The organism is Mesorhizobium loti, assembly GCA_014189435.1.
GTDB classification, from domain to species: domain Bacteria; phylum Pseudomonadota; class Alphaproteobacteria; order Rhizobiales; family Rhizobiaceae; genus Mesorhizobium; species Mesorhizobium loti_G.
In genome coordinates, this window is record CP050293.1 from 5,541,406 (window position 1) to 5,565,477 (window position 24,072).

The 24,072-nt window shown below is 63.3% G+C and carries 19 protein-coding genes and 1 pseudogene; 11 read left to right on the forward strand and 9 right to left on the reverse strand.

The annotated features are described in order from the left end of the window. Positions 1–107: 107 nt before the first annotated feature. From HB777_26515 to HB777_26535, 5 genes and pseudogenes are all read left to right on the forward strand, one after another. Complete coding sequence (locus HB777_26515; GenBank protein ID QND67128.1) at positions 108–437, forward strand: PqqD family protein; 330 nt, start codon at positions 108–110, stop codon at positions 435–437. Next, positions 421–954 carry a lasso peptide biosynthesis B2 protein gene (locus tag HB777_26520; protein QND67129.1) on the forward strand — a complete coding sequence of 178 codons (534 nt, stop codon included), beginning with the start codon at positions 421–423 and terminating at the stop codon, positions 952–954. Before HB777_26515 ends, HB777_26520 begins: the two co-directional genes overlap by 17 nt. After that, positions 951–2,878, forward strand: a pseudogene (locus HB777_26525) (lasso peptide isopeptide bond-forming cyclase). The gene HB777_26520 and the pseudogene HB777_26525 overlap by 4 nt, the downstream one beginning before the upstream one ends. Then, on the forward strand, positions 2,875–3,861 hold the full coding sequence (locus HB777_26530) for a serine kinase (protein QND67130.1): 987 nt from the start codon (positions 2,875–2,877) through the stop codon (positions 3,859–3,861). Before HB777_26525 ends, HB777_26530 begins: the two are co-directional and overlap by 4 nt. Positions 3,862–3,869: 8 nt before the next feature. Next, on the forward strand, positions 3,870–5,714 hold the full coding sequence (locus tag HB777_26535) for an ABC transporter ATP-binding protein (GenBank protein ID QND67131.1): 1,845 nt from the start codon (positions 3,870–3,872) through the stop codon (positions 5,712–5,714). Between the two features lie 17 nt (positions 5,715–5,731). Here the strand turns inward: HB777_26535 and HB777_26540 are convergent, their stop codons facing one another. After that, positions 5,732–6,007, reverse strand: a complete 276-nt coding sequence (locus HB777_26540; GenBank protein ID QND68911.1) for an exopolysaccharide production repressor exox — start codon at positions 6,005–6,007, stop codon at positions 5,732–5,734. A 602-nt stretch (positions 6,008–6,609) separates the two neighbouring features. Here HB777_26540 and HB777_26545 point away from each other — a divergent pair. Beyond that, on the forward strand, positions 6,610–7,287 hold the full coding sequence (locus HB777_26545) for a sugar transferase (GenBank protein ID QND67132.1): 678 nt from the start codon (positions 6,610–6,612) through the stop codon (positions 7,285–7,287). Positions 7,288–7,387: 100 nt separating this feature from the next. Then, on the forward strand, positions 7,388–8,653 hold the full coding sequence (locus tag HB777_26550) for a sugar ABC transporter substrate-binding protein (protein QND67133.1): 1,266 nt from the start codon (positions 7,388–7,390) through the stop codon (positions 8,651–8,653). A 192-nt stretch (positions 8,654–8,845) separates the two neighbouring features. On the opposite strand, the gene HB777_26555 is transcribed toward HB777_26550, so the two are convergent. From HB777_26555 to HB777_26575, 5 genes are all read right to left on the reverse strand, one after another. Further along, positions 8,846–10,165: an O-antigen ligase family protein gene (locus HB777_26555; protein QND67134.1), complete on the reverse strand. Its 1,320-nt coding sequence runs from the start codon at positions 10,163–10,165 to the stop codon at positions 8,846–8,848. 229 nt (positions 10,166–10,394) lie between these two features. Beyond that, positions 10,395–11,222, reverse strand: a complete 828-nt coding sequence (locus HB777_26560; protein ID QND67135.1) for an SDR family oxidoreductase — start codon at positions 11,220–11,222, stop codon at positions 10,395–10,397. A gap of 96 nt (positions 11,223–11,318) precedes the next feature. Next, complete coding sequence (locus HB777_26565; GenBank protein ID QND67136.1) at positions 11,319–11,804, reverse strand: acetone carboxylase subunit gamma; 486 nt, start codon at positions 11,802–11,804, stop codon at positions 11,319–11,321. After that, a complete protein-coding gene (locus HB777_26570) occupies positions 11,801–14,005 on the reverse strand; it encodes a 5-oxoprolinase (protein ID QND67137.1) in 2,205 nt (734 codons plus the stop codon). Before HB777_26570 ends, HB777_26565 begins: the two co-directional genes overlap by 4 nt. 13 nt (positions 14,006–14,018) lie before the next feature. Continuing rightward, positions 14,019–16,133 (reverse strand): hydantoinase/oxoprolinase family protein, encoded by a 2,115-nt coding sequence (locus HB777_26575; GenBank protein QND68912.1) that lies wholly within the window; start codon positions 16,131–16,133, stop codon positions 14,019–14,021. 157 nt (positions 16,134–16,290) lie between these two features. Between HB777_26575 and HB777_26580 the strand changes: the two genes are divergently transcribed. Beyond that, positions 16,291–17,070 (forward strand): helix-turn-helix transcriptional regulator, encoded by a 780-nt coding sequence (locus tag HB777_26580; GenBank protein QND67138.1) that lies wholly within the window; start codon positions 16,291–16,293, stop codon positions 17,068–17,070. Between the two features lie 47 nt (positions 17,071–17,117). Here HB777_26580 and HB777_26585 read toward each other — a convergent pair whose 3' ends face one another. Together HB777_26585 and HB777_26590 are read right to left on the reverse strand one after the other, a co-directional pair. Continuing rightward, a complete protein-coding gene (locus tag HB777_26585; protein QND67139.1) occupies positions 17,118–17,417 on the reverse strand; it encodes a type II toxin-antitoxin system RelE/ParE family toxin in 300 nt (99 codons plus the stop codon). Continuing rightward, positions 17,414–17,692, reverse strand: a complete 279-nt coding sequence (locus tag HB777_26590; protein ID QND67140.1) for a type II toxin-antitoxin system ParD family antitoxin — start codon at positions 17,690–17,692, stop codon at positions 17,414–17,416. Before HB777_26590 ends, HB777_26585 begins: the two co-directional genes overlap by 4 nt. Positions 17,693–18,034: 342 nt before the next feature. Between HB777_26590 and HB777_26595 the strand changes: the two genes are divergently transcribed. From HB777_26595 to HB777_26605, 3 genes are all read left to right on the forward strand, one after another. Then, positions 18,035–20,209 carry an MFS transporter gene (locus tag HB777_26595; GenBank protein ID QND67141.1) on the forward strand — a complete coding sequence of 725 codons (2,175 nt, stop codon included), beginning with the start codon at positions 18,035–18,037 and terminating at the stop codon, positions 20,207–20,209. A gap of 84 nt (positions 20,210–20,293) precedes the next feature. Then, positions 20,294–21,856 carry an ABC transporter substrate-binding protein gene (locus tag HB777_26600; GenBank protein ID QND68913.1) on the forward strand — a complete coding sequence of 521 codons (1,563 nt, stop codon included), beginning with the start codon at positions 20,294–20,296 and terminating at the stop codon, positions 21,854–21,856. 128 nt (positions 21,857–21,984) lie between these two features. Next, positions 21,985–23,205 carry an aminotransferase class III-fold pyridoxal phosphate-dependent enzyme gene (locus HB777_26605; GenBank protein QND68914.1) on the forward strand — a complete coding sequence of 407 codons (1,221 nt, stop codon included), beginning with the start codon at positions 21,985–21,987 and terminating at the stop codon, positions 23,203–23,205. A gap of 34 nt (positions 23,206–23,239) precedes the next feature. Here HB777_26605 and HB777_26610 read toward each other — a convergent pair whose 3' ends face one another. Next, entirely contained in the window at positions 23,240–23,977 is a 738-nt protein-coding gene (locus HB777_26610; protein ID QND67142.1) for a GntR family transcriptional regulator, read from the reverse strand. Positions 23,978–24,072: the final 95 nt, after the last annotated feature.

Sequence of the window (24,072 nt, forward strand, 5' to 3'; positions counted from 1 at the left end):
CGATGTTGGGGCTCTGGGTCCAAAAACATAAGAGAGTCGGGGGGCAAAGCCTCCGACTCCACTTCATTGCCTGGAACTGCGAAGCGTAGTGTAAGCGAGGTTTTGGGATGAACTTGAAGCTATCCGCTCCCCTTTTGGCTGACCACCCCTTGGCCGACCACGATCTGGTGAGTGCTGCCAAGGACGCCGTGGCTTGCGAGTTCGGCAATGGCCTGGCGCTGCTCAATCTCAAATCCAATGTCTATTACAGCCTGAATGGTGTCGGTGCCTTCATCTGGGAGCTGATCCAGGAACCCAGGTCGATCGCCGACATCCGCGGCGCCGTGCTTGCGCGCTACAATGTCGACCCGGAGCGCTGCCAGGCCGATATCGACGCATTGCTGAAGGGGCTGGCCGACAACGGGCTTGCGAGGCTGCATCATGAGGCACTTGTCTAGGCCGGCTCCGCACAAGGTCATCGTTTCGGGGGCCATGGTTTTGCGGCAGGAACCCGCGACGGAAAGAAGCCTTAAGCAGACGAAACGTCGGGGAAGCCGGCGCAGTCTGTTCAGGGTTTTCTCCCTGAGCGGCTCGGAAATGATCTTCCTCGGCCGCTGCCTGCTGGTGGTCGCGGCGGTTCGGCTGGGGCTGACGCTGCTGTCCTACAATCGTGTTCGCAGCCTGGTGACACGGCTCGATACGCGTCAATGCGCCTCGATGGGCGAGTTGCGGCGTGTCGCCTGGGGCGTTGCCGCCGCGGCCCGTTTCGTGCCTTACGCCACGTGCCTGACCCAGGCGCTTTCAGGTCAATACATTCTCGCCCGCCAGGGCAATGAATCGAAGATACGCATCGGCATCGAACGCGGCACGGGCGAGCAACTGAAAGCACATGCCTGGCTGATCAGCGACAACCATATCGTGCTTGGCGGATCGATCGACGGTTTCGCCCATCTCGTCGATCACGGCAGCCGATGAGCGGCGTCGCCGGAATTCTGCTGCGACAAGGGCATCCACTGGGACATCCACCGGCGGTCGCGGCGGCCGACATCCAGCGGATGCTGGCCCGCATGCGCCATCGCGGCCCTGACGGCAGTTCGTGGTGGCTGGACACCAACATCGCGCTTGGCCACGCCTGGCTCAACACCACGGATGAAGCCGGCCCCGGTCCGCTGACGATGGCTGGGGGCAGACTCGCCGTCACCGCCGATTGCCGGCTGGACAACCGTGACGAGCTGCTGGCCAGGCTCGGCATCCGCGACCAGTCGGTCGCCGACGCGATCTTGCTGATGCGGGCCTATCTGCGCTGGGGCGAAGCCTGCCCGGTGCACCTGCAAGGCGATTTCGCCTTCGCCATCTGGGATGGCGAACGGCAATCGCTGTTTTGCGCGCGCGATCATTTCGGCGTCAAGCCGTTCTACTACCACGCGGCGGACCAGCGCTTCTCCTTTGCCTCGGAGATCGGGCCGATCCTGGGCGTCGAGGGGGTCGGCGCACGTATCAGCGAGCACCAGATATCCGGGTTCCTGGCCGGGCTTCCCGACGACCCGCAGTCTACTCCCTACAGCGATGTATTCAGCCTGCCGGCCCGCCACAGCCTCACCGTCACCGCGCAACAGGTGGTGCTGCGCCGCTACTGGCAGATCGAGCCATCGGCGCGGCCCTTGCGGTCCGATGCACCGGAGGAATTCGCCCACCTGTTCTCTCAATCGGTGCGCAACCGCATGCGGGGAAGTCAGGCGGTCGGCGCAATGCTGAGCGGCGGCCTCGATTCCTCGTCGATCGCCTGTGTCGCCGGCCTGCAGAACGCCGCTGCGCGCAAGCCGAAGCTGCAGACCTTCTCGCTGATTTTCGAGAAGGGCTCGCCGATGGACGAGCGGCCCTTTATCGATGCCGTTCTCGACCAGCAGCAGTTTGACCCAACGCTGATACCAGTGGGCAACTATGCGCCATTCGCCGAATTCGAACGCGTGCTGGAAGAGCAGCAAGGAACGTTCCTGGCGCCGGGCCTGACGCTCACCCGCGGTATCTACCGGACCGCCGGCGCCAAGGGCATCAGGGTGTTGCTGGATGGCCACGGCGGCGACGAGGTCGTTTCACAAGGCCACGGTCATCTGCATGAGCTTGCCAATGCCGGCCGATGGATGGATCTGTGGCGCGAGATCCGCAGCGCCTCCAACACCTATGGCGACAGCACGCTTGGCCTCTATTTCCAGTTCCTGACCCTCTACGGGCCGGCCTGGCGCATCGCCAGGCTGAGGCACATGGCGAACCGTGTGCTGAGCAGGATCCGCAAGCCGACCGGGGCGCCGCGCGGCTGGCGCGACCTGATCAATCCGGACCTGGCCAGGCGCACCGAGCTTGTCGACCGGTTTCACCGGGCCGGCTATATGCCGCCCGGCATCCAGGCCAGCGATGCCTTGAGCCACCGCTGGATCCTGTCAAACGGCTATGTCCCGCATGCTTTCGAGGTTCTCGACAAGGCCGCCGCCAATTTCGGCGTCGAGCCGCGCTACCCTTTCTGGGACAAGCCGCTGGTCGAGTTCTGCCTGGCACTGCCGGGTGAGGAGAAGCTGAGCCACGGCTTCGGCCGCTATGTGCTGCGCCGCGCCATGCAAGGCGTCCTGCCGGCGGCGGTGCAATGGCGGCGCGACAAGATCGATTTCACCGCCAATCTCGTCAACGGCATGCTGCGCAACCATCGCGACCTCCTGGAACAGCTGCTGGTCTCGGATGCGAACCGTATCGCGCCCTACGTCAATCTGCCTCAGGTGAGTGCAGCCTATGCGCGACTGCTGCGCCAACCCGATCAGGCAGCCCCCTGGATGTCCAGTATGTCTGGCGCTCGGCCTCGCTGTCGCTCTGGCTGCGGCAACTCCAGCACAGCGGGAGCCCCGCATGATGCCTCGCAACGAGCCGCTCGCCGCATACGGTGACGATCCCCGCCCGCATGGCCGGGTCGTGCGGGAACGCCGCTTCTACCGGGCCTATGGCCTGACCATCGCGTCCGAGGTGACGTTGCCCGAACTGGAGCCGGCGGCGCCGGGGACGGCGGATGTCGTGATCGCCGTCGGCGCGATCGACCTGCCAAAGCCCTCGCCCGAAGCCGCGACCGACTTCCGTTTCGGGCCGGACCGGCAATATCTAGCCTGGCATGCCGTCGGCGCGTTCCTGATCAGTGATTTCAGCCGTATCGACATCGAGCCGGCGCCCGGCGTCGACGATACGCTGATCGCGTTTCCGCTGTTGGGTCCGGTCATGGCGCTGCTCCTGCATCGGCGCGGCCTGCTCGTCCTGCACGCCAGCGCCATTGCCGTTGCCGGCAGGAGCGCCATCTTCATGGGCGACAAGGGCGCCGGCAAGTCGACGACGGCAAGCGCTATGATCCGGGCCGGACATCAACTGCTTACCGATGACGTGGTGGCGCTGGACCTCGCCGATCCGGGCGAGCCGATGATCGTTCCGGGTTTTCCGCAGATCAAACTGGCCGCCGACGCCGCGGCGGCGATCTCGCTGAGGCAAGCGGAGGTGCGGCCGCAGGTTCATCCGGCGATCGACAAGATGCAGCATCGCCTGAACGGTGGCTTTTCCGGCAACAAGGTGCCGGCGACCAGGATCTATATTCTCCAGCGCGGCGAAAAGGCCGATATCACGCCCTTGCCCGCCATCGCCGCCCTGCCGGCCATCATCAAATTCTCCTATGTGACGCGTTTCGGTCGCGCGGCCCTGCCCGACCATTTCGCGGCGGCGCATCTTCGGCACTGTTCAGGGATTGCTAACCATGTCGGTGTGTGCCGGCTGGAAGTCCCGACGGGCCTGGACAGGATCGGTGAGGCTGTGGACCTGATCGAAAGGGATCTGGCGGCTGGCAGCCGGCGGTCGTGAGCGCAATCATGTCGAAGTCCTCAATCCTTCGCCTGTCGCTGTTTCGAGACGTCGCCGCATTTGGCGCCGCCATTGCCCAGATCGGCGGCCGGCGAGCCTGGACGGCACTGATCTTCCTGATCCTGGGCAGCCTGACCGAAGGCATCTCCATCCTGCTGCTCATCCCGCTGCTGCATCTGGTCGGACGCTCCGACCAGGATTTCGCGGTCAAGCTGCCGAACAATGATTTCGTGCGCTGGCTGGTGCCGGACGGCACGCTGCAACTGACCACGGTGCTCTGTGCGCTCGTCGGGCTCGTTGCGGTCCAGGCGGCATTCAACCGCTTCAAGTCGGTCTACATGGCCAGACTGCTGTTCGATTTCATCAACCGCGTGCGCATGAACCTGTTCGAAAGCATCGGCAAGGCGCGCTGGGGCGTTTTCACGCGCATGCGGAGCTCCGACCTCGACCACGCCCTGACCGGCGACATCGACCGCGTCCAGGGCGCCGCGTTCTCGCTGTTGATGCTGGTGCAGATAGCCGTGCTCCTGGCCGGCTATCTGCTGATTTCCATGTTCATCTCGCCGGTCATGACACTGTTTGCCGTCGCCATTGGCATCGTGATGTTCGTGGCGCTACAGCCCTTCCGGGCGCGGGCCACTGCCTTTGGCCGGGTGCTGACCGCCAATCGCCAGGATCAGTACCGGACGGTTTCGGAATTTCTCGGCGGCATCAAGGTGGCTAAGAGCCTGAACGTCGAAGCCAGTTATTTCGCGCAGTTGCAGTCGACGCTGGAAAAGATGAAGGCCGACAATGTCGACTATGTGCGCAACAGCACCATCGGCACCGCGGTGTTCCAGGTGGCGAGCGTCATAGGCCTGAGCCTGTTCATCTATGTGGCGCTGGTCCGCTTCAACCTGTCGCTGGCTGAGATCGTCGTCCTGCTCCTGGTCTTCATGCGCATCGCGCCGCGCTTCATGGACATGCAGACGCAGGCTCAGCAAGTGCTGATCAATCTGCCCGCCTATACGGCGATGCGCGGCCTGCAGGCGCGTTTCGACGCCGAGCGCGAACCGGACGAGGCGGGGGCCGGGGAAGGCGACAAGCTGTCGCTCGCCACCGGGCTCAACGTGAGGGACGTTTCCTTCTTCTATGGCGACGACCCTGCCAGGACGGTGGTCACCGGCATCACCTTCGGCCTGCCGGCGGGCAAGGTCACCGCGCTGATCGGCCCGTCCGGATCGGGCAAGAGCACGATCGCCGACATGCTGCTCGGCTTGCTCGAGCCGACCGCCGGCAAAATGCTCGTCGACGGCGTCGAGATCGATGCCGGCAATCGCCGCCGCTGGCGCGACCAGGTGGCGTATGTGCCGCAGGACGTGTTCCTGCTGCATGACACGATCGCGGCGAACCTGCGCCTTGCCGCGCCGCAGGCCAGCGATGACGATCTGTGGACCGCGCTGCATCAGGCGCACGCCGGCGAGTTCGTCGAACGGCTCGACCTCGGGCTCGAGACGGTGGTCGGCGACCGCGGCGTGCGGCTGTCGGGCGGCGAACGCCAGCGCATCGCGCTTGCACGCGCGCTGCTGCGCAAGCCGTCGCTGCTCATCCTGGACGAGGCCACCAGCGCGCTCGACTGGCAGAACCAGTCGCTGATCGCCAGGTCGATCGACGGATTGCGCGGCACGATGACGATCCTGACCATTGCGCACCGGCCGTCGATGATCGCCTTCGCCGACTGGGTGGTGGCGATGGAAAACGGCCGCATCGTCGAGGTCGGCCAATATCAGCGGCTGAAGGAAAAAACCGGCAGCCGGTTGTCGAGGATGCTGTCGGGGGAGCAGTCGGAGACCGAACCCGCCAACGTGGCGTGAGGCCGGTCGGGCGCTGGTTAGTGCAGGCTACGCCTGGCGCTGCCCAGTTTCTCGCCTTCGGCCACCTCGGGCGCATTCAGTTTTCGTTCGGCGTCACGAGCCATGTCGGCCGGCGTCGGTGCGCTCCTGGCAATCATGGCGTAGATGAGCACGAAATAGCCCGCCTGGATAACCACGGCGCAGATGATGACGCGCAGCAGTATTGTGCCTATCGACGCGCCGCCCAGCCACGACCAGCCGACAACGATCGCCAAAGCGAAAATCATCCCGAGGATGAATTTTGGAAGCGCCATACCCAACAGCCCATAAACCGGCTCGGGTACATTTAACGATTGCCCCACCCGAGCGCCGTCCCTTGTCATGTGGGCTTGTTAAGGTCGCCCACTCTCGACCGGTTGCTTCCGGCCTTTGATACCTGTCGCTACTCTGACAGGTATAATTTGCAATTCTATTAAGGCGAGCAGTAGGCGGCAAGGGCAACCGCGGATATTTTTGATTGAGCGTTTGCGATCGACTCTGCCATGGTGCAATGCACGCGACCGGATTCAAGCCGACCTCCTGCCATCCGCGATTTTCAGTAGAATGGGCAATATTAAGTAGTATTTTATATGGTTTTTCCCGAGTATCATGGCTTGCTAAAGCACTAACGTGCGCCACATCTCGACAGATAGGTAGGCCTGCCTAAAAACCGCCCCGAAAATGTCCTTATTTTTTCAACGCTGCCCGTTTATTGTCACAAATGTGCTAAACATCCCGAAATTTGTGCATGTCTAGCTTATTATTTAGTCAATTCATGACGCGACTATTTCAACGGGGTGGGAAATTGTGTGTTGCGCTGCAACATTTTTTTGGTATCGTGTGGTGAACCATTCGTTCAACGCATGGAGTTTACGGCATGAGGGACGCTGCCAAGTCAGCCACCGCGAGCTTTTCGCAGGCTGACATCGATTTTCCGCCGCCGATCGGCGGCCTGCTCAAACGCAGCTTCGATATCACCGGTTCACTGATTGGCTTGATCGCCCTCAGCCCGCTGTTTGTCATGATAGCGCTGCTCGTCAAGTTTTCCGACGGCGGCTCGATTTTCTACGGCCACCGGCGAATCGGGCGCGGCGGGCGGGTTTTTCCTTGCCTGAAGTTCCGCACCATGGTTCCGGACGGCGACAAGGTGCTGGCAACCTATCTCGCCACCAACCCGGACGCCAACGCGGAATGGGTAGCGACCCGCAAGCTGAAGAACGACCCGCGCGTCACCCGCGTCGGCGCGGTGCTGAGGAAGCTCAGCCTTGATGAGCTGCCGCAGATCATCAACATCCTGCAAGGTGACATGAGCCTTGTCGGGCCTCGTCCAGTCGTGCGCGACGAACTGGAGATCTATGGCACATCCGCCGTCTACTACCTGAAATCCCGCCCCGGCCTGACCGGCCTGTGGCAGGTCAGCGGCCGCAACGACGTATCCTATGACAGCCGCGTCGCCTTCGACCGCCACTATGTCGAGAACTGGTCGCTGTTCGAGGACGTTCGCATCATCATCAAGACCGTCCCGGCCGTGTGGATGTCGCGCGGCTCTTACTGACCAGCCGGTGGCCAATGCCAGACATTGGCGCCGGCCATTCGACGCAAGCTCATCGGGCGATGGGGCTAAAGCGGATCGGAACGTTCAGTTGAAAACAGATATGTTCGAAGCCTTTCGCAGCGGCCCGGTTTCCGGCCGCCTACGGCGGGCGCGTTTGCTGGCCACATGCCTTGCCGTGTCGCTCGTCGTGCCCCACATCGCCACTGCCGGCGACTACCGCCTCGGATCGCAGGACAAGCTCACCATCCGCGTTGCCGAATGGCAGACCGTGGAAGGCACATTCCGTGACTGGTCGGCGGTGAACGGCGAGTACACGGTCGGTCCATCCGGCACGCTGTCGGTGCCGTTCGCCGGCGAACTGCCGGCATCCGGCAAGACCACGTCCGAAATCGCAACGGCGATCGGCGAGGCTTTGCAGAAAAAGCTCGCTTTGTCAGACAGACCGGAAGCCTCGGTCGAGATGGCGCAGTTCCGGCCATTCTACATTTCGGGCGAAGTCCAGAACCCCGGCCAGTTTCCTTTTGTACCCGATCTGACAGTGTTGAAGGCCATCAGCGTCGCCGGAGGCATCCGGCGCAACGCCGACTACGGTCCCCAGCTCGGCAAGGACCTGGTCACCGCCAAGGGCAATTTCGATATCTCTGACGACCAGCGCATTCGGCTGATCGTCAGGCGCGCCCGCATCGACGCGGACATGGCCGGCAAGGCGAGTTTCGACGTGCCGAAGGAGGCCGAGGGCGATCCGAGACTGCCAGCCATCGTCGCGGACGAGATGACGATCCTGACGGCTGACCAAAAGGCGCTGAAGCTGAAACTCGAGGCGCTCGACGATCTGAAAGGGGTTTTGGAATCCGAGATCGAATCGCTGCAGAAGAAGATCGTCAACCAGCAGCAGCAGGTCGACCTGGCACAGCAGCAACTCACCAGCATCGGCCCGCTGGCGCAGAAAGGCCTGATCGCCAACGCCCGGCTGCTGGATTCGCGGCAGTCGGTCGCCGACCTGCAGGGTAAGATCCTGGACTACGAAACGGCCATCCTCACCGCCAAGCAGGCGATCAGCAAGGCGAAGCAGGACGCTATCGATGCCCAGAACACCTTGAGCTCAAGTCTCGCCACCGACCGGCAGCAGACCGAAGCCGACCTGAACGAGGCCGCGCTGAAGGCGAATATGCAGAAGGGCCTGATAGCCCAGGCCACCGATCCCGCGACGACGGCCGCTATGACAAATGATCAGCAGCCCACCCTGCTCTATTCACTGGTGCGCAATGTCGACGGCAAGACCAGCGAAATCGCCGCCAAGGAAGACACACTGGTGCTGCCTGGCGATGTGATCAAGGTCAAGCTGGCGCCGCTGGCCAGCCAGTAGTCCGACTTCCAACACGATCCAGTGTTTCGAGCCGGAGCCTCACCCCGATAGAATCGGGATGAGGCTCTGGCTCAGTTTGTTTGAACATCTCCCTGCGGAAACTGTAATAACCGTCTCCGGATCGAGGCTTCCCGTCCGAGCACATGCCTGCTCAAGGGGACGGCCGCTCCCTTCAGCCCGCGAGATGATAGTTCATGACCGACCGGCCGCCGCCGGACGGCCGGCATGCCGGGGCCAGTCGGCCTCGCCCCTGGCCGCCTCCGCCGGCTCCAGGGCCTGCGACCGCCGCGTGCGGGTAGTGACGACGGGCAGCCGCGCCAGCTTGAAGAAGCTGAAATACATCAGGAAAGAGCCCATGATGTAGGGGTTGAGTATCTCGACCTCGACGAAGGAGCGGATCAAAAGCAGCACCATCACGCCGAAGAGGATCACCGAATCCGCCTGCCATGTCCTGAAGATCACCGCCGAAACGTGGCCGTAGAGCGTGCGCAGCATGATCAGCGATACCAGCGTCGCTCCGACGAAGCCGAGCTCGACGAGGGCTTCGATATAGGTGTTGTGGAAGTGGAAGCCGGTGCGGGTGGTGATGTAGAACTCGTTCCACAGCCGCTCGGCTTCGGCGAAGCCCTGCACCCAATAGGCGGCATAGCCGACGCCGAGAATCGGCGATTTCTGCACGGCGTTCCAGCCTTGCTCCCACAGATAGGTCCGCCCGGTGAGTGTCGAATCCTTGCCGAAGAGGCCGAGGACGAAGTCCATCAGCCCGAGATTCAAGGCGACGAAGGCAGTCACGACCAGCAGGCCGGCGCCGATCAGGAAGATCACCCGGCGATAGCGTCGTGACAGAAGTTTGCTCATGGCAAGAAGCGCCACCAGCGCCAGAACCGCCGGTATCGAGGCCATCGAGGTGGCGGAATGCGACACGACCAGCACATAGGCCGACAGCAGCACGACGGGCACCGCCAGGATGAAGCTCAGCCGGCCGCGCCTGTAGAACGCAAGGAAGACGGCGCAGAAATAGATGCCGAGCGAGCCGACAAAGCCGATCTGGTTCTTGGAGGCGAAGGCGCCGACAAAGTTGACGGTGCCGTCGAGAACGTCCTCGGAATAGTTCGCGACCTTCAGCGAATAGAGAAGGACGACGAATATCCCGACCAGCGCCCCTATGGTCAGCGTGCGCACGCTGACGGTGCGCGCGGCGACATATGCGCAGGCGATATGGGAAAAATACTGGACCGACGTCCTTGCGGTGACGCCGGGAGCCTGCGACCAGAAAACCGAGAAGCAGACATAGGCGGCAAACAGCAGCGGCAGCCAGGCGCTGGACAGATGCCGCAGGAACCGCCTGTAGTCGACCATGATGAGCGGAAGCCAGACCGCATAGTAGGCCAGGATCAGCACCTGGCCGAAAATGACCGAATAGGAAAACGCCCAGATCGAGACGGCTACGGCAAAGGCACCATAGACAGAGTTCTTCTCGGGATCGATCAGCAGGGACTTTGGAATCTTCATCTCAGAGTCCCGCCGACGCGACCCAGGGCCGGCAAGCCATGAGCCGGCCGGAATCTGCGCAAACATGGTCGTGCAATAAACGGCGTCTCCATTGTGCAGTGCAATATAACCTATCGCGCCCGGCGCTCAATGGCAAATCCGGTCACCTTGTCTTACAGCGCGGCATTTGCGGAGAGGTCCGTCCGGCCTGATGGCCTGGATCAGGCTCTGTCTCCTGTCGGCGCAAACGCTACCACAGGGCTCCGCCGGTGATCTGTATGTTTTCCATGGTGATGCCCATGGCCAGGTCCGAGCACAGGAAGACCGCCAGAGCCGCGATCTCCTGCGGTTGCAGCATGCGCTGCTGCGGGTTGCCTTTGGCGATCTCGGCCATCGCTTCCTCAGCGGTGCGCCCCTTGCCCTCGCGCTCGACGACTTGCGCCACGTTGCGGCGCATCAGTTCAGTTTCGACCCAGGTCGGGCTGATCATGACGCAGGTGACGCCATGCGCGGCCCCTTCCAGTGCCACGCAGCGCGTGAGACCGAGAAGGCCGGCCTTGGACGCGCAGTAGGCAGGGTTGTCCCTCCAGCCGACCGAGGCGGCGGTCGAGCCGATATTGACGATGCGGCCCCAGCCGCGCTCGATCATGCCGGGGAGAACCGCGCGGGTGGCGCGGAAGGCGCCGGTCAGGTTGGTGTCGACGATCTTGTCCCACAGCGCGTCGGAATGGCCGCAGACCGGCTGCTCGGCGGTGGTGCCCGCGGCGTTGACCAGGATGTCCGCCGGTCCGATGGCGGCTTCGGCGTCCGCCGCGAAACGATTGGTGACGTCGCTGTCGCGCACGTCGAGATGGGCGGCATAAACCTTGGTGCCATGGGCTGAAAGGGTAGACCGCACACGCTCGATCTCGTCCACGCCTGGATAGTAGGCGGCATCGGACCTGTCAGAGCCGGGCGGCGCGATGTAGGAGCCGACGGCAACGTTGGCGCCGGCCTCGGCCAAAGCCGTGGCAATGGCGAAGCCCATGCCCGAGAAACCGCCGGTGACGATGGCGCTGCGGCCGGAAAGGTTGTTCATGGCGCACGGTCTCCGCTTTGTTCCGGGCAGGCAATCAGGCCTGACCGGATTTGGCAATCATACCGGCCAGCCTCCATCGACAGCGATTCATGTTTCCTAGAGCGGCTTGCCCAGCCATTCGCGATAGAAGCCTTCGAGGTCGGGCTCGAAATCGTGGACGATGGGATAACCGGGCGCCGCCGCTTCCACCTCATGCAGCGTGCCGCATTCCGGGCAGATGAATTCACGGATTTCCATCCATTCGGGATCGGGGAGATCGCTGTTGGGATAGATCTCGCGCAGCGCCTCCTCGGTGTTGCGGACGTTGATCGCGGCGTTGAGCTTCCAGTTCTTGCGATAGTCGCCGAAGGAATGGCCGCATTCGCAGCGGGTTATCCGCCCATCGCCGCTCTGGCAGATGAACAGGTGATCCGAGACCGGCAGCAGGATCGGATCCTTCCAGGCGACGCGGTCCTGATAGACGGCGACCATCTTGAAGAAGCGGTCATCATCCTTGTAGGCGCTCATGATGCGCCTTGTCTGCGGCCAGGGCAGCTTGCCGGCGGCCAAATCGCCGAGGACTTCCTTGCTGTACGAGGTCATGGCTTTGCTCCCGGCATGAAGATCGACTTCGCGTCGACGTTCCAGAAATCGCTGAAATCCCTGGTGAAGCGCGACGACAGCTTGATCGCGCTGGCGTACATTTTCTTCACCTCCGGCGCGAAGTCGGCCTTTTCGACTCGGCCACGCTCCTTGGCTATCCAGTCCGAAACCGGGATCGCCTTGGCCAGACGCTCCTTGCGCATGGCGGCGCGACGCTCGACCGTGGCGTCGATATCGGCAACGGGATAGCCGTCCTCATCGTCCTCCAGCACGATGCCGAACACCTGGTCCGCCGCTTCGCGGGTGAGAAAGCCGTTCTCGACATCCCAGGCCGTCTTGATCGGATCGCGCTCCAGCACGTCGCCATAGCCGCCGCCGCCATTGTAGGAATGGCTGAAGATATCGCCGGATTTGTGTGGCGAGGTGATGTAGGGGCCCTCGACCACAACATGGTCGCCGCCGATGTTCCGCTCGTAATCCGAGACATGCGGGTCGATGCCGGGCGCATGCGCCAGCGGTTCGCCTCTTGCGGCCAGTTCGTGGATGTTGGAATTGCGCACCGCGCGATGCTTCTGGCAGGTCGGCGCGGGATAACCGCCGCACATGCCGGCATTGTCGAACACGCGCGAGGAGTGCTCCGAGGTGTGGAGCCGCAGATGCGAAGTCTTGTTGATCAGCCAGGTCGAGACAAACGAACAGCCGCCGCGATATTTGCCGGCCCCGCCGGAGTTGGGCACGATCGAGCGGCCGATATAGACCATCGGCATCGACTGTTCCCAGACCTCGATGTTGCCCATGTCGGATTCCGGATTCCAGCCGACATAGGCGGTGTCGAGACCATCCTTGATGGCCAGTGCACCGGAACCGGCGGCGGCGCACTCGAAATGCGCCATGCCGAACGGCGTGCCGTACTGGCTTTCGCCGCCCATCTCGATCATCGGGCTGTTGACCTGGCCGACGAAGGCCTCCTCGACATAACCGCGCGCCACGAAGCTGCGCGACAAAAGCCGCTGGAAGACGCCGTAGGCCGGCAGCAGCAAGGCCCATGAGGTGGCGGTGGCCACCATCTCGTTGTCGGGGTTGGTCCAGGTGCCGTGCGGCAATTTCAGCTCGGTCGCCATCCAGGCGCCGTCATTGACCAGGCCTTCGAAATTCATGTGCTGGGTCAAGGTGACGAACATGCCGCCATCCATGCCGGCCGGCGTGCAGTTCATCGAATGATAGCCCCAGGGCTGCGTGCCCTCGAAGTCCATGGTGATCTTGCCGTCGGTGGTGATTTCCATCTCGATCGGGATGTTGTAGAGCCAGTCGGGATCGCCGAGCAGCTGGAAGCCGGGCTTTCCCGCCGTGACGTGGCCGTAAAGAGTGTGGCCGCGATAGATGCCGGGCACGGTGAGCTGGCGGGTGCGGGCGAGCTGGGCGCGACGGCCTTCCTCGATGAACTCCTTCGACACCTTCATCCAGTAGTCGAGGCCGATCTCCGAGATCAACTGCTTGACGCTTTCGCGCATGTCGATGCAGGAGGCGACCTTGGCCTTCTCGTCGAGCACCCAGTAGATCGGCATGCGCAGATTGCGCTCGCAGCGGATGACATAGTCGCGGCGGATCTCATCGTTCTCGCCGATCTTCTCGGCGCACACGAACAGGCCTTCGGTGAAGCGCTCCTGCGCCAAGCAGACGTCGCCGCCCGGCGTGATGCCGCCGGCTTCCAGCTCATGGCAGACCGCACCGGCCCAGCCGACCAGCGTGCCTTCATGGAAGATCGGCACCACGTCCATGACATCAGGCACCTGCACGGTGCCGATGAAGGCATCGTTGTTGGCGAAGATGTCGCCTTCGCGGATCTTCGGGTTTTCCTCGTAGCCGTTTTTGATCATCCATTTGATGAAGCGGCTCATCGTATGGACATGCACCATGATGCCGTTGGACAGCGCGATGGCATCGCCTTCGGGCGTGTAGATGGCGACCACCATCTCGCCGACCTCGCGCACGCCGGGCGAGGCCGAGATGCGGCGGGCCATTTCGCGCGCCGAGACGCAATAGGCGCGCAGCTTGGTGTGCAGCGTCTCGAATTTCAGCGGATCCTGGTTGCGCAGGGTGAGTTCCGTGATGCCGTCATAGCAGCCGGTCTCTTCCATCAGCCGCTCGGAATCGAGCAGTCTTTCGCGAAGGCGCAGGGCCGAGGCAGGTTTGTCCAACATGGCGGTCGCCCTCTCAAGCGTGGGTGTAGTGCAGCAGCGTCCATTCATCGACATGGACGCGATCCAGCGGATGAACGACGAGCGTGGTGGCGGGATGTTCGATGATGGCCGGGCCGATCACTTCGTGGCCGGGTTGCAGCTGGTCCATCTCATAGAGATTGGCCTTATGCCAGCGTCCGCCAATATAGGCCTCGCGCACGCCCTTGTGGGCGGCTGCCGGATTGGAGGCGCCGAGCGGCCGCTTGAGCAGCACCGGCTTGACCTTGTCGGCGGTGGCGATCAGCCCGAGTTCGGTGATGGTGAAGCCGGCTTCGCCATAGCGCGATACGCGATGGTTGACCTTGGCGTAGACCGCCTCGAACTCGTCGATAACCCTACGCATGTCGTCGGCCGAATTGACCTCGGCGAGCGGCGCCATCACCTCGACATCCTCGAGCTGGCCGGTGTAGCGCATCATCAGGAACGGCACGGTCCTGATCTTTTCGCGCGCGTGGCCGTCGGCGATCATCTCGTCGACCGCGGCCTTGGTCAGGTCGTTCCAGACCGTGGTGACCTTTGCGCCGAAGGCGGCCAGCGTCGCCTCGTCGGCGCGTGACGGAATGTCGTGCTGCGTCGACACCGAATGCCGGCGCATGAAATCGGCCGTGGTGCAGCCGAAGGCGGAGAAGGCGGCCGCGAACTGGAAGGTGATGATGTCCTTGAAGCCTATGCCCCTGGAGCAGCCGGCCAGATGCAGCGGACCGGAGCCGCCATAGGACAGCAGTGTGAACTCCGAAGGATGAATGCCTTGGCCCGAGATGACGCGGCGCAGCGCGTTGTTGGCATCGGATTCCAGCATGTCGATCATGCCTTCGGCGGCTTCCTCCACCCCGACGCCCAATATGTCGGAGCATTTCTCCTGGAAGGCGCGGCGCGCCTTTTCGACCTGCAGCACGACCTTGCCGCCGAGGAAGTAATGCGGGTTAAGGCGGCCGAGAATGGCGTCGCAATCGGCGATGGTCGGTTCGGTGCCGCCGCGATCGAAGCAGATCGGACCGGGATCCGAGCCGGCGCTTTCCGGCCCAAGCGAGACCTTCTTGGTCAGGGGATCAACCTTGAGGATCATGCCGGCGCCGGCGCCGATGGTGTCGAGATGCAGCGTCGGCACGTTGAGCTTGAAACGATCCATCAGCGGCTCGTTCTCGATCCGCGTCTGGCCGCGTGTGATGACGCCCATGTCGAAAGAGGTTCCGCCCATGTCCGAGCAGATCAGCGAGTCGTTGCCGATCAGCTTGCCGACATAGGCCGCACCGAGGATGCCGCCGATCGGGCCTGAGATCATGGTTTCGTGCAGTCGCGGGTGGTTGATCGAGGTCAGGCCGCCGAAGGAGAGCAGCGTCTGCACGCCATATTTGAAGCCGTATTTCTTCGAAACGTCCTCGATGCCCTTGAGCTGCTTGCGGCCACGCGAGGTAGCGTAGGCCTCGATCAGCACCGAGTTCAGCCGCGACTGCTCGCGGATGACCGGGCGGACCTCGTGGCTGGTGTAGACGATGATGTCGGCGCCGGCCTTGTCGACCTCTTCGCGGCAGATCTCGGCGATGCGCTTCTCGTGCACCGGATTGACGTGCGAGAAGATGGTCATGATGCAGATCGCCTCGACCTTGTCGGCGATCAGTTTTTTGGCGGCGGCGGAGACCTCATGCTCGTAGAGCGGCAGCACGATGTCGCCGAACTGGTCGATGCGCTCGGTGACGCCATGCGTGCGGCGGCGCGGCACCAGCGGATCGGGATGGTGATGGGTGACGGCATGCAGCCGGTCGGCATAGGAATAGTCGGCCCAGGCCTGCAGCCCGCGGCCCATCAGGATCATGTCTTCCAGGCCCTTGGTGGTGATCAGGCCGAGCCGACGCCCGGTGCGCGACAACAGCGTGTTGAGCATGCCGGTGCCGGAATAGAGCACGACGTTGACGCCGGAAAACAATGATTCCAGCGAGATGCCCCAGGCATCCGCCGCGTCCTCGGCCGAAGCCAGAAAACCCTCGGCTTCGTTCTTCGGCGTGGTCGCCGACTTGCCGATCTTGAAGTGGCCGTCCTGATCGACAAGGATCGTGTCGGTCATGGTGCCGCCGGCGTCGATGCCAATCACGATTGGGTTGCCGACGATGGGGGCGGTGAGATTGGGTTGGGTCACGGTCGCCTCGGGATCTGGTCTAGGTTGACGCCAGGCTAGATTCGACAGGCGGCGTCGCGCCATATGCCTAAAGACACAATGACGGTTGGGCTGGGATCGCCGAGAAAAGGGCATGCGCATGGGCAATATCTGGGCGCCGCTCGCCAAGGCGATCGCCGCCACCGGCACGGACAGGCATGTCGATTGCCTGATCGACCTGATCGGCGCCGACATCGAGCACGACCTCGTCACGGTGACGCGCTATTCGGCGACGCAGACACCCGAATTCATCAAGCACCGGCGCTTCTCGGATGAAATGGTCCGGCGCTATCTCGACAATTACTACGTCTTCGACCCGTTCTATGCCTCGTGGCGGCGCGAACGAAGGCTCGGCATCATGCCGCTGAAACGGCTCGCCGACGACGAGGCCAAGCGCGGCCAGTACATAGCCGGCTTCCTGGCGCAGTCGGAGATCTGCGACGAGGTCGGCATCATGCTGGCCGATGGCGGCGACTGCTGCCTCGGCATCTTCCTCGACCGCTCGACCACCACATTCAAGGATAGCGAGATCGCCCTGCTGGATGAGCGGCTGCCGGTGTTCGAGGCGCTGCACGCGCTCGACATCAAGGCGCGCGGAACCGAATTCTCCCGCACGTCGGCGCCGACAGGCCCCGGCGCCTCGCCCCGGCAGGAGCCGACCATTCCAGCCAGCCTGTGGCCGGAGCTGTCGCTGCGGGAGCGGGAACTTGTCCAGCTGATCCTTGCCGGCCATCCGACGGCGAACATCGCCGAGCGCCTCGGCATCACCGTCGGCACGGTCAAGAACCATCGCCGGCGCATCTACGAGAAGCTCGACATCACCACGGAGCGAGAATTGTTTTTGCAGTTCTTCCAGCACCAAGCGGATCGCTAGCCGGGGTTCACGCGACCATCCGATTCATGACTCTTTCCCGTCGCGGATTACAGCTCATCCTCCCAATTGGCCCCGCCATAGAACACGCGCAATATCACCACCTGGTGAGGTTCCACGATGAAAGCAACGGTGACGCGGCGCTCAAATCCGATTACGCGAAGCCCCGGCCGCAGGTCATCCCTACGCGAACCTCGCTCAGAGCCGTAGTCAAGGTTTTCGCAGAATGCCCTGATGCGTTGGTCGTAGCGATCAGCCGTGAAGGCGCTGCTGGCGTCCGCAATGGTGTCGTAAATCCAGTCGAGATCGTCGCCGGCTTTGGCGGCATAAATGACAGTCCGTTGCTTCACGCATCCCTCTGCATGCGCGCCTCGTGGCGTTTTCGCGCCCGCTCTGCCATTTCTTCCCGCGAGATCCCGTTTGGGTCTGCCTTCCATCTGTCATAGGTCGGCACGACTTCCTCGCGCAGCCAGCGCTCAACAGCCGCGTCGCGCTCTTGCAGGGCACGAAGCCCGGCGCGGATCACTTCGCTGCTGGTCGCGTAGGTTCCCGATTTAACGAGTTGGTCGATGAAAGCAGCCTGCTCTGTTGGCAGGCTGAAGGTGCGTTTTTCGGTAGCGGCCATGATTTCTCCTATAACATCGGTGTGATTATATCATACCGACGCGGGATCGCACCTGAAATCTGACGCCGTCATCCGGGGACGGGTGCCGACATGCCCGCTTAAGGCGTTGATTTCACCGCAATCTGGCATTCGGTTTCAAGAGTGGAATGACCCGAAAGCAGGCTTCAAAATTCCTCTTGCGGAACGGCGGCGTCCCGGCTTAGTCTCGGCTTCGCACAGAAAATGAAATTTAATTCCATTTGTTCGGTGCCCGCAAGCCAGTGCCGTGCCCAGGAAAAACGAACGGCCCAATCGACTGAGAAAATATTTGATATATCATCTACCAGAACGGAAATAGCTGACATGGTCCAGCAGACATCGATCCAGCCATCGGCGCCCTGGTTGCGGCTAGACGTCGACGATTCGGACTGGAACGACGCCGAGGTTTCGAGCCTGGTGCGCTGGTATCACCAGATGCTGCTCATCCGCCGTTTCGAGGAAAAAGTGCTCGATCTCGCCAACGCCGGGCTGGTGCATGGTCCGGCGCATGCCAGCATCGGCCAGGAGGCGACGGCGGTCGGCGCGATGTCCGTGCTCGGCACCGGCGACCGCATCAACGGCACCCATCGCGCCCATCACCAGGTGTTGGCCAAGCTGGTCAACGCGCAGACGCCCAGGGGATTCGACCCGCTGGGCGACGCTTTCAATCCGGACATGCAGGGATCGGTTCGCGGCCTGATGGCCGAGATCATGGGCCTCAAGTCAGGCTATTGCGGCGGCCGTGGCGGCTCGATGCATATGCGTGACGATGCTTCAGGGATTCCTGGCACCAGCGCCATCATCGGCGGCAACCTGCCGCACGCGGCCGGCTACGCGCTCGCCGACAAGCTGCTCGGCACCGGCAACATCTCGGTCGCCTTCTTCGGCGACGGCACGATGATGGCGGGACCGGCCTATGAGGCGATGAATATCGCCGCGCTCTACCGGCTGCCGGTGATCTTTTTCGCCGAAAACAATCTCTATGCCGTCTCGACGCACATCAATGAGCAGACGCGCGAGACGCGGCTGGCCTCGCGCGGACCCATGCTCGGCTTTCGTGGCATCGAATGCGACGGCATGGATGTGGTGGCGGTCCATCACGCCATGCGCGAAGCGCGCCGGACGATCGAGGAAGAAGGCGGCCCGGTGCTGGTCGAGGCGCTTTGCTACCGGTTTTTACATCAGAGCGGCGCCCGCCCGGGCAGCGAATTCGGCTACCGCACGCGCGCCGAGGAAGACGCCTGGAAAGCCCGTGACCCGCTTGCCACCATGGCGGCTCGCCTGAAGACGATGGGCATTCTGAACGTTTCCGACCTCGGCACACTCGACCAGCGCGTCCTGGAGGTGGTCAACACCGCCGCCGATTCGCTCACCGAAATGAGTGGCAACGCGCTGCGCATTCCCGACCATCTGTGGCCGAACCCAAGCGACATCGACAACCAGATACGCGGCGATCTTTCCGAACTCAGGGATGAGCGTTTCCTCGAGATCGAGGATGTGCCGGCGGCCGACACCAGGCCGGTCAAGTTCATGGTTGCCGCCTCCGAGGTGATTGCCCGCGCCATGGAGCAGGACCCGCGCATCATCATCATGGGCGAGGACGTGCACCGGCTGCGCGGCGGCGTTTCGGGCGCCACCAAGGGCGCGCTGGAGCGCTGGCCCGAGCGCGTGCTGGCGATGCCGATCGCCGAGAATGGTTTTGTCGGCGTTGCGCTGGGTGCAGCGCTTTGCGGCTTGCGGCCAATCGTCGAGATCATGTTCGGCGACTTCTGCCTGGTTGCCGCCGACCAGCTGTTCAACGCGGTCAGCAAGGTGCGCCATATGTTCGGCGGCGGCTTTCCGGTGCCGATCGTGGTCAGGGTCCGCGTCTCGCCGCACACCGGCTACGGCTCGCAGCATTCGGGCGATCCGTCCGGCCTGTTCGCCCTGTTCCCAGGCTGGCGCATCGTCGCCCCGACGACGCCCTTCGACTATATCGGCCTGATGAATTCCGCCTTGAAATGCGACGATCCGGTCGTCGTCATCGAGCATGTCGAACTGTTCCCGAGCGAGGGTCCTGTTCCGACGGACGACCGCGACTATTGCGTGCGGCTCGGCAAGGCGAAGATCGTCAGGCCGGGCAGCGCCTGCACACTGCTCACCAGCGCCAGCATGGTTGCCGTCGCCAGCCAGGTGGTCGAGGAGACCGGCATCGACGCCGAGATCATCGACCTGCGCAGCCTCGACCCGACCGGGCTCGACTGGCCGCTGGTGGAAGCCTCGATCCGCAAGACCAACCGGGTGGCCGTCGTCGAGCAGGTGCAGCGTGGGCTGTCGCTTGGCGGACGGCTGACACAAGAGATTCAGGATCGCGTGTTCGACTATCTCGACCATGAGATCCTGCATGTGACGGGAAGCCTCTCGGCTCCCGTCGTATCGGCCCCGCTCAACCGCGCCGCACTGGGCGGCGCTGAAAAGCTCAAGGCCGCGCTTCAATCCCTCACTGCCGTGGGTGGATAGAGCGAACGCATTGCCACAAAGATCCGACAAGAAAATGGGAGAACTGACATGACCATCCTACCGAGAAACAAGACCAGGGCGACGATGCTGGCAGCGGTGCTGCTGGCCACCAGCGCCTTCTGGGCACCGGCCACCTTCGCGCAGGACAGCAAGCCGCTGGTCATCGCGCGCAACATCGACCTCAACTCGCTCGATCCGCACCGCGCCTTCTGCGACACCTGCCAGATCTACAATTCCAGCGTCTATGAATCGCTGCTGACGCTGGACAAGGACAACAAGCTGATCCCGCTGCTCGCGTCGAAATGGGAAGGCAATGCCGACCAGAGCAGCTTCACCTTCACGCTCGACCCGGCCGCCAAATTCTCGGATGGTTCGCCGGTCGAAGCCAAGGATGTCAAATGGTCCTGGGAGCGGCTGAAGAACCTCAAGGGCAGCGCCTCGTTCCTGATGGACAATGTCGCCTCGATCGAGACCCCGGACGCGCATACGGTCGTCGTCAAGATGGTCGCGCCGAGCTCCGAATTCCTCAACATCGCGGCGGCGCCCTACGCCGCGGTCGTCAACAGCAAGGTTGCTTCCGAAGCCGGCGCCAAGGCCGATGCGGACGCTTCGACGACAGACAATGCCGAGGCCTGGTTCCTGGCGCATTCGGCCGGCAGCGCACCGTTCGTGCTGAAGTCCTATGAGCCGAATTCGGAACTGCGGCTGGCGCGCAACGACAAATACTGGCGCACCGCGCCGGCGCTGAGCGAAGTCGTCATCCGGCAGACCAAGGATGCGGTGGCGCAGGCGCAGATGCTGCAAAGCGGCACCGCCGACATCGCCATGCAGATCGACCCGGATACGGCCAAGACGATGACCGGCAGCGACGTCAAGATCGAGACCGTGCCGTCCTACAACTTCATCTATGTGGCGCTGTCGCCGGGCGCCAAGGCCAACAAGGTTCCGCTGACGCCCGAAGTGCGCGAGGCGATCTCGCTCGGCCTCGACCGTCCGAGTATCCTGGACTTCACCATCGGCTCCGAGGGCCAGCTGATCAGCGCGCCGATCCCGCTTGGCTTCCCCGGTGGTTCGGGCTTCGAGGCGCAGCCCTATGACGTCGCCAAGGCAAAGGAACTTCTGGCCAAGGCCGGCCATGCCGACGGGTTCGAGATGGAAGCTGCCTTCCCGGGCATGAACGTCTACGGCGTCGATCTCTCGCTATTGATGCAGAAGGTCCAGCAGGATCTGGCCAAGATCAACATCAAGCTCGACCTGCAGCCGATCCCCTTCGCCAACTGGCGCGAACGCGTCAATGGCGACGGCATCCCGATGACGGCGGTGTTCTACGCGCCGGACTACTACGGCACCTCGCAATACATCGACTATTTCGCCATGACCAAGGGCAGCCCGTGGTCGCGCCGCGCCGGTGCGGAGCGCGACCCGTCTGTGCTCAACCCGAAGGAGGCGGATATCTACAAGGCAGCCCTTGCGGCAAGCGGCGACGAGGCCGCCAAGCTGTGGCACCAGGCCGGCGAGGAAATGATCAAGGACAGGATCATCCTGCCGCTGATCAGCCCGAACCTGATCCTGGCCTACAAGTCGGACGTCAAGGGTGTGCGCTACAGCGCCTGCTGCAACCTGCCGTTGGCGGAACTCAGCCACTGAGCGAAACAATACAGGGAGGCGACAGCCGCCTCCCTGTTCTCCATCACGGAAGGCCAGCAAATCCTGTTCTTCCAACACCAAAGTCCATATATGATATATCAATGAGCGGAGACCTCGCTATGCCTTCCCTGATCAATTCCAAGGACCAGTTGCTGCGCGAGCGTGCGGCCTCGGTCATTCCGGGCGGCATGTGGGGACACATGGCGACGCGCTATCTCGGCTCCGCCTATCCGCAGTTCTTCGAACGCGCCGACGGCTGCCGGGTCTGGGACGTCGATGGCCGCGAATACATCGACCTGATGTGCAGCTGGGGGCCCAACATTCTCGGCCATCATCATCAGGCGGTCGAGGCGGCGGCCGAGCGGCAGCGGCGCCTGGGCGATGCGATGAACGGCCCCGGCGAAGTGCTGGTCGAGCTGGCCGAGCTGCTGGTCAAGACCGTCGCGCATGCCGACTGGGCAATGCTGCAGAAGAACGGCACCGACGCCACCACCGCCTGCGTGACGATCGCCCGCGCCGGCACCGGCCGTCGCAAGGTTCTGGTCGCGCGCGGCTCCTATCACGGCGCCGTGCCGTGGTGCACGCCTTCGCTCGCCGGCGTCACTGCCGAGGACCGCGCCCATCTGATCCATTTCGACTACAATGACGTTGCCAGCCTCGAGGCAGCCGTCGAGCAGGCCGGCGACGATCTCGCTGCTGTCGTCGTCACCGCCTTCCGGCACGACATCGCCCGCGACCAGGAATTGCCGACCGCCGCCTTCGCCAGACGGGCGCGCGAACTGACCACCGCCGCCGACGCAGCATTGATCGTCGACGATGTGCGCGCCGGCTTCCGCATCGACCTCGCCGGCAGCTGGGAGCCGCTCGGTGTTCGGCCGGATCTCTCCGCCTTCTCGAAGGCGATCGCCAATGGCTATCCGCTTGCCGCGATCACCGGCACCGACCGGTTCCGCGAGGCCGCGACCAAGGTCTATGTGACGGGTTCGTTCTGGTATGGCGCCGTCGCCATGGCCGCCGCGATCGCCACCATCAACACGCTGCGCGATACCGACGCTATCGCCCGCATGACTGAGGCCGGCGACAGGCTACGTTCAGGCCTCGATGCTGCAGCGAAGAAGCACGGTCTTTCGCTGCGACAGACAGGTCCGGTGTCGATGCCGATGGTGCTGTTCGACGGCGATGCCGAATTCAAGCTGGCCAACGCCTTCTGTTCTGCGGCGTTGCGCGAAGGCGCCTATTTCCATCCCCGGCACAACATGTTCCTGAGCGCTGCGCACACCGCAAAAGACATAGATCTCGCCCTGCAGGCTGCCGATGCCGGCATGGCCGCAGCCGCGCAGGTGGCGTGAACCGGCGCCGATGCGGTCGAGGAGAAAAACCCGCTCAGCCGGCGGCCGACACCAGCCGGCCGTTCTGCGCGGCGCGGCGCAGCTCCTCGGGCGTGACCGCGCCATCGTTCAACCGTTCGAGAACCTTGACCAGCAGGCGGCCGCCTTCGATCATGTCCTGCTGAATGCCCTTGCGCACGCCGTTCTCGTCGCGCGCCCGCAGCGCGTCGAGGATGTCGAGATGCCGGTGGCGGCCGTCATAGGTCGGCCTGGCGTGCGGGTACTGGTAGTTCACCAGCGGTCCGTTGCGCAGCCAGATGCCCTCGATGATCGCCAGCAGCTCCGGCATTTGCGCCGCCTGGTAGATCGAGTGATGGAATTCCCAATTGTCGCGGACGGCTTCGAACCAGCGGCCATTGTCCTCGTCGGCGATCAGCCTGTCATGCACCGCCGCCAGGCGGTCGATCTCGCGCGGCTCGATGCGCGTCGTCGCCGCCGCGCCGGCCATGCCTTCGAGATGCAGCCTGATGCTGCGCAGCTCCAGATACTGGGCCAGCGACAGCTGGGCGACGGTGATCGAGCGGCCGGCCTCCATCTCCAGTCCTTTTTCGCGCACCAGCTGCATCAGCGCCTCGCGCACCGGCGTCTCAGACACCTGAAGGCTGGCGGCGAGGTCGCGGATCTTGAAGCGATGGCCCGGCCAGAAACGGCCTTCCATCATGGCGCGGCGAAGCTCCTCGTAGACACGCGTCGTCAGATTGTCGCGCGCGATCGGCGCGATAGAAGCAGTCACATCCGCTCTCCGTCCTTGCAACAGCGCAGGCGTCGCCTGCGTCGCGTGGCCTGTGTATATGATACCACGAATGGCCTGACCACCGACATGAGACA

Excerpts from the sequence above, each read along its gene's own strand:
- HB777_26515 (QND67128.1), top strand. The coding sequence starts at position 108 with ATGAACTTGAAGCTATCCGCTCCCCTTTTGGCTGACCACCCCTTGGCC.
- HB777_26520 (QND67129.1), top strand. The coding sequence starts at position 421 with ATGAGGCACTTGTCTAGGCCGGCTCCGCACAAGGTCATCGTTTCGGGG.
- HB777_26530 (QND67130.1), top strand. The coding sequence starts at position 2,875 with ATGATGCCTCGCAACGAGCCGCTCGCCGCATACGGTGACGATCCCCGC.
- HB777_26535 (QND67131.1), top strand. The coding sequence starts at position 3,870 with ATGTCGAAGTCCTCAATCCTTCGCCTGTCGCTGTTTCGAGACGTCGCC.
- HB777_26540 (QND68911.1), bottom strand. The coding sequence starts at position 6,007 with ATGGCGCTTCCAAAATTCATCCTCGGGATGATTTTCGCTTTGGCGATC.
- HB777_26545 (QND67132.1), top strand. The coding sequence starts at position 6,610 with ATGAGGGACGCTGCCAAGTCAGCCACCGCGAGCTTTTCGCAGGCTGAC.
- HB777_26550 (QND67133.1), top strand. The coding sequence starts at position 7,388 with ATGTTCGAAGCCTTTCGCAGCGGCCCGGTTTCCGGCCGCCTACGGCGG.
- HB777_26555 (QND67134.1), bottom strand. The coding sequence starts at position 10,165 with ATGAAGATTCCAAAGTCCCTGCTGATCGATCCCGAGAAGAACTCTGTC.
- HB777_26560 (QND67135.1), bottom strand. The coding sequence starts at position 11,222 with ATGAACAACCTTTCCGGCCGCAGCGCCATCGTCACCGGCGGTTTCTCG.
- HB777_26565 (QND67136.1), bottom strand. The coding sequence starts at position 11,804 with ATGACCTCGTACAGCAAGGAAGTCCTCGGCGATTTGGCCGCCGGCAAG.
- HB777_26570 (QND67137.1), bottom strand. The coding sequence starts at position 14,005 with ATGTTGGACAAACCTGCCTCGGCCCTGCGCCTTCGCGAAAGACTGCTC.
- HB777_26580 (QND67138.1), top strand. The coding sequence starts at position 16,291 with ATGCGCATGGGCAATATCTGGGCGCCGCTCGCCAAGGCGATCGCCGCC.
- HB777_26590 (QND67140.1), bottom strand. The coding sequence starts at position 17,692 with ATGGCCGCTACCGAAAAACGCACCTTCAGCCTGCCAACAGAGCAGGCT.
- HB777_26595 (QND67141.1), top strand. The coding sequence starts at position 18,035 with ATGGTCCAGCAGACATCGATCCAGCCATCGGCGCCCTGGTTGCGGCTA.
- HB777_26600 (QND68913.1), top strand. The coding sequence starts at position 20,294 with ATGCTGGCAGCGGTGCTGCTGGCCACCAGCGCCTTCTGGGCACCGGCC.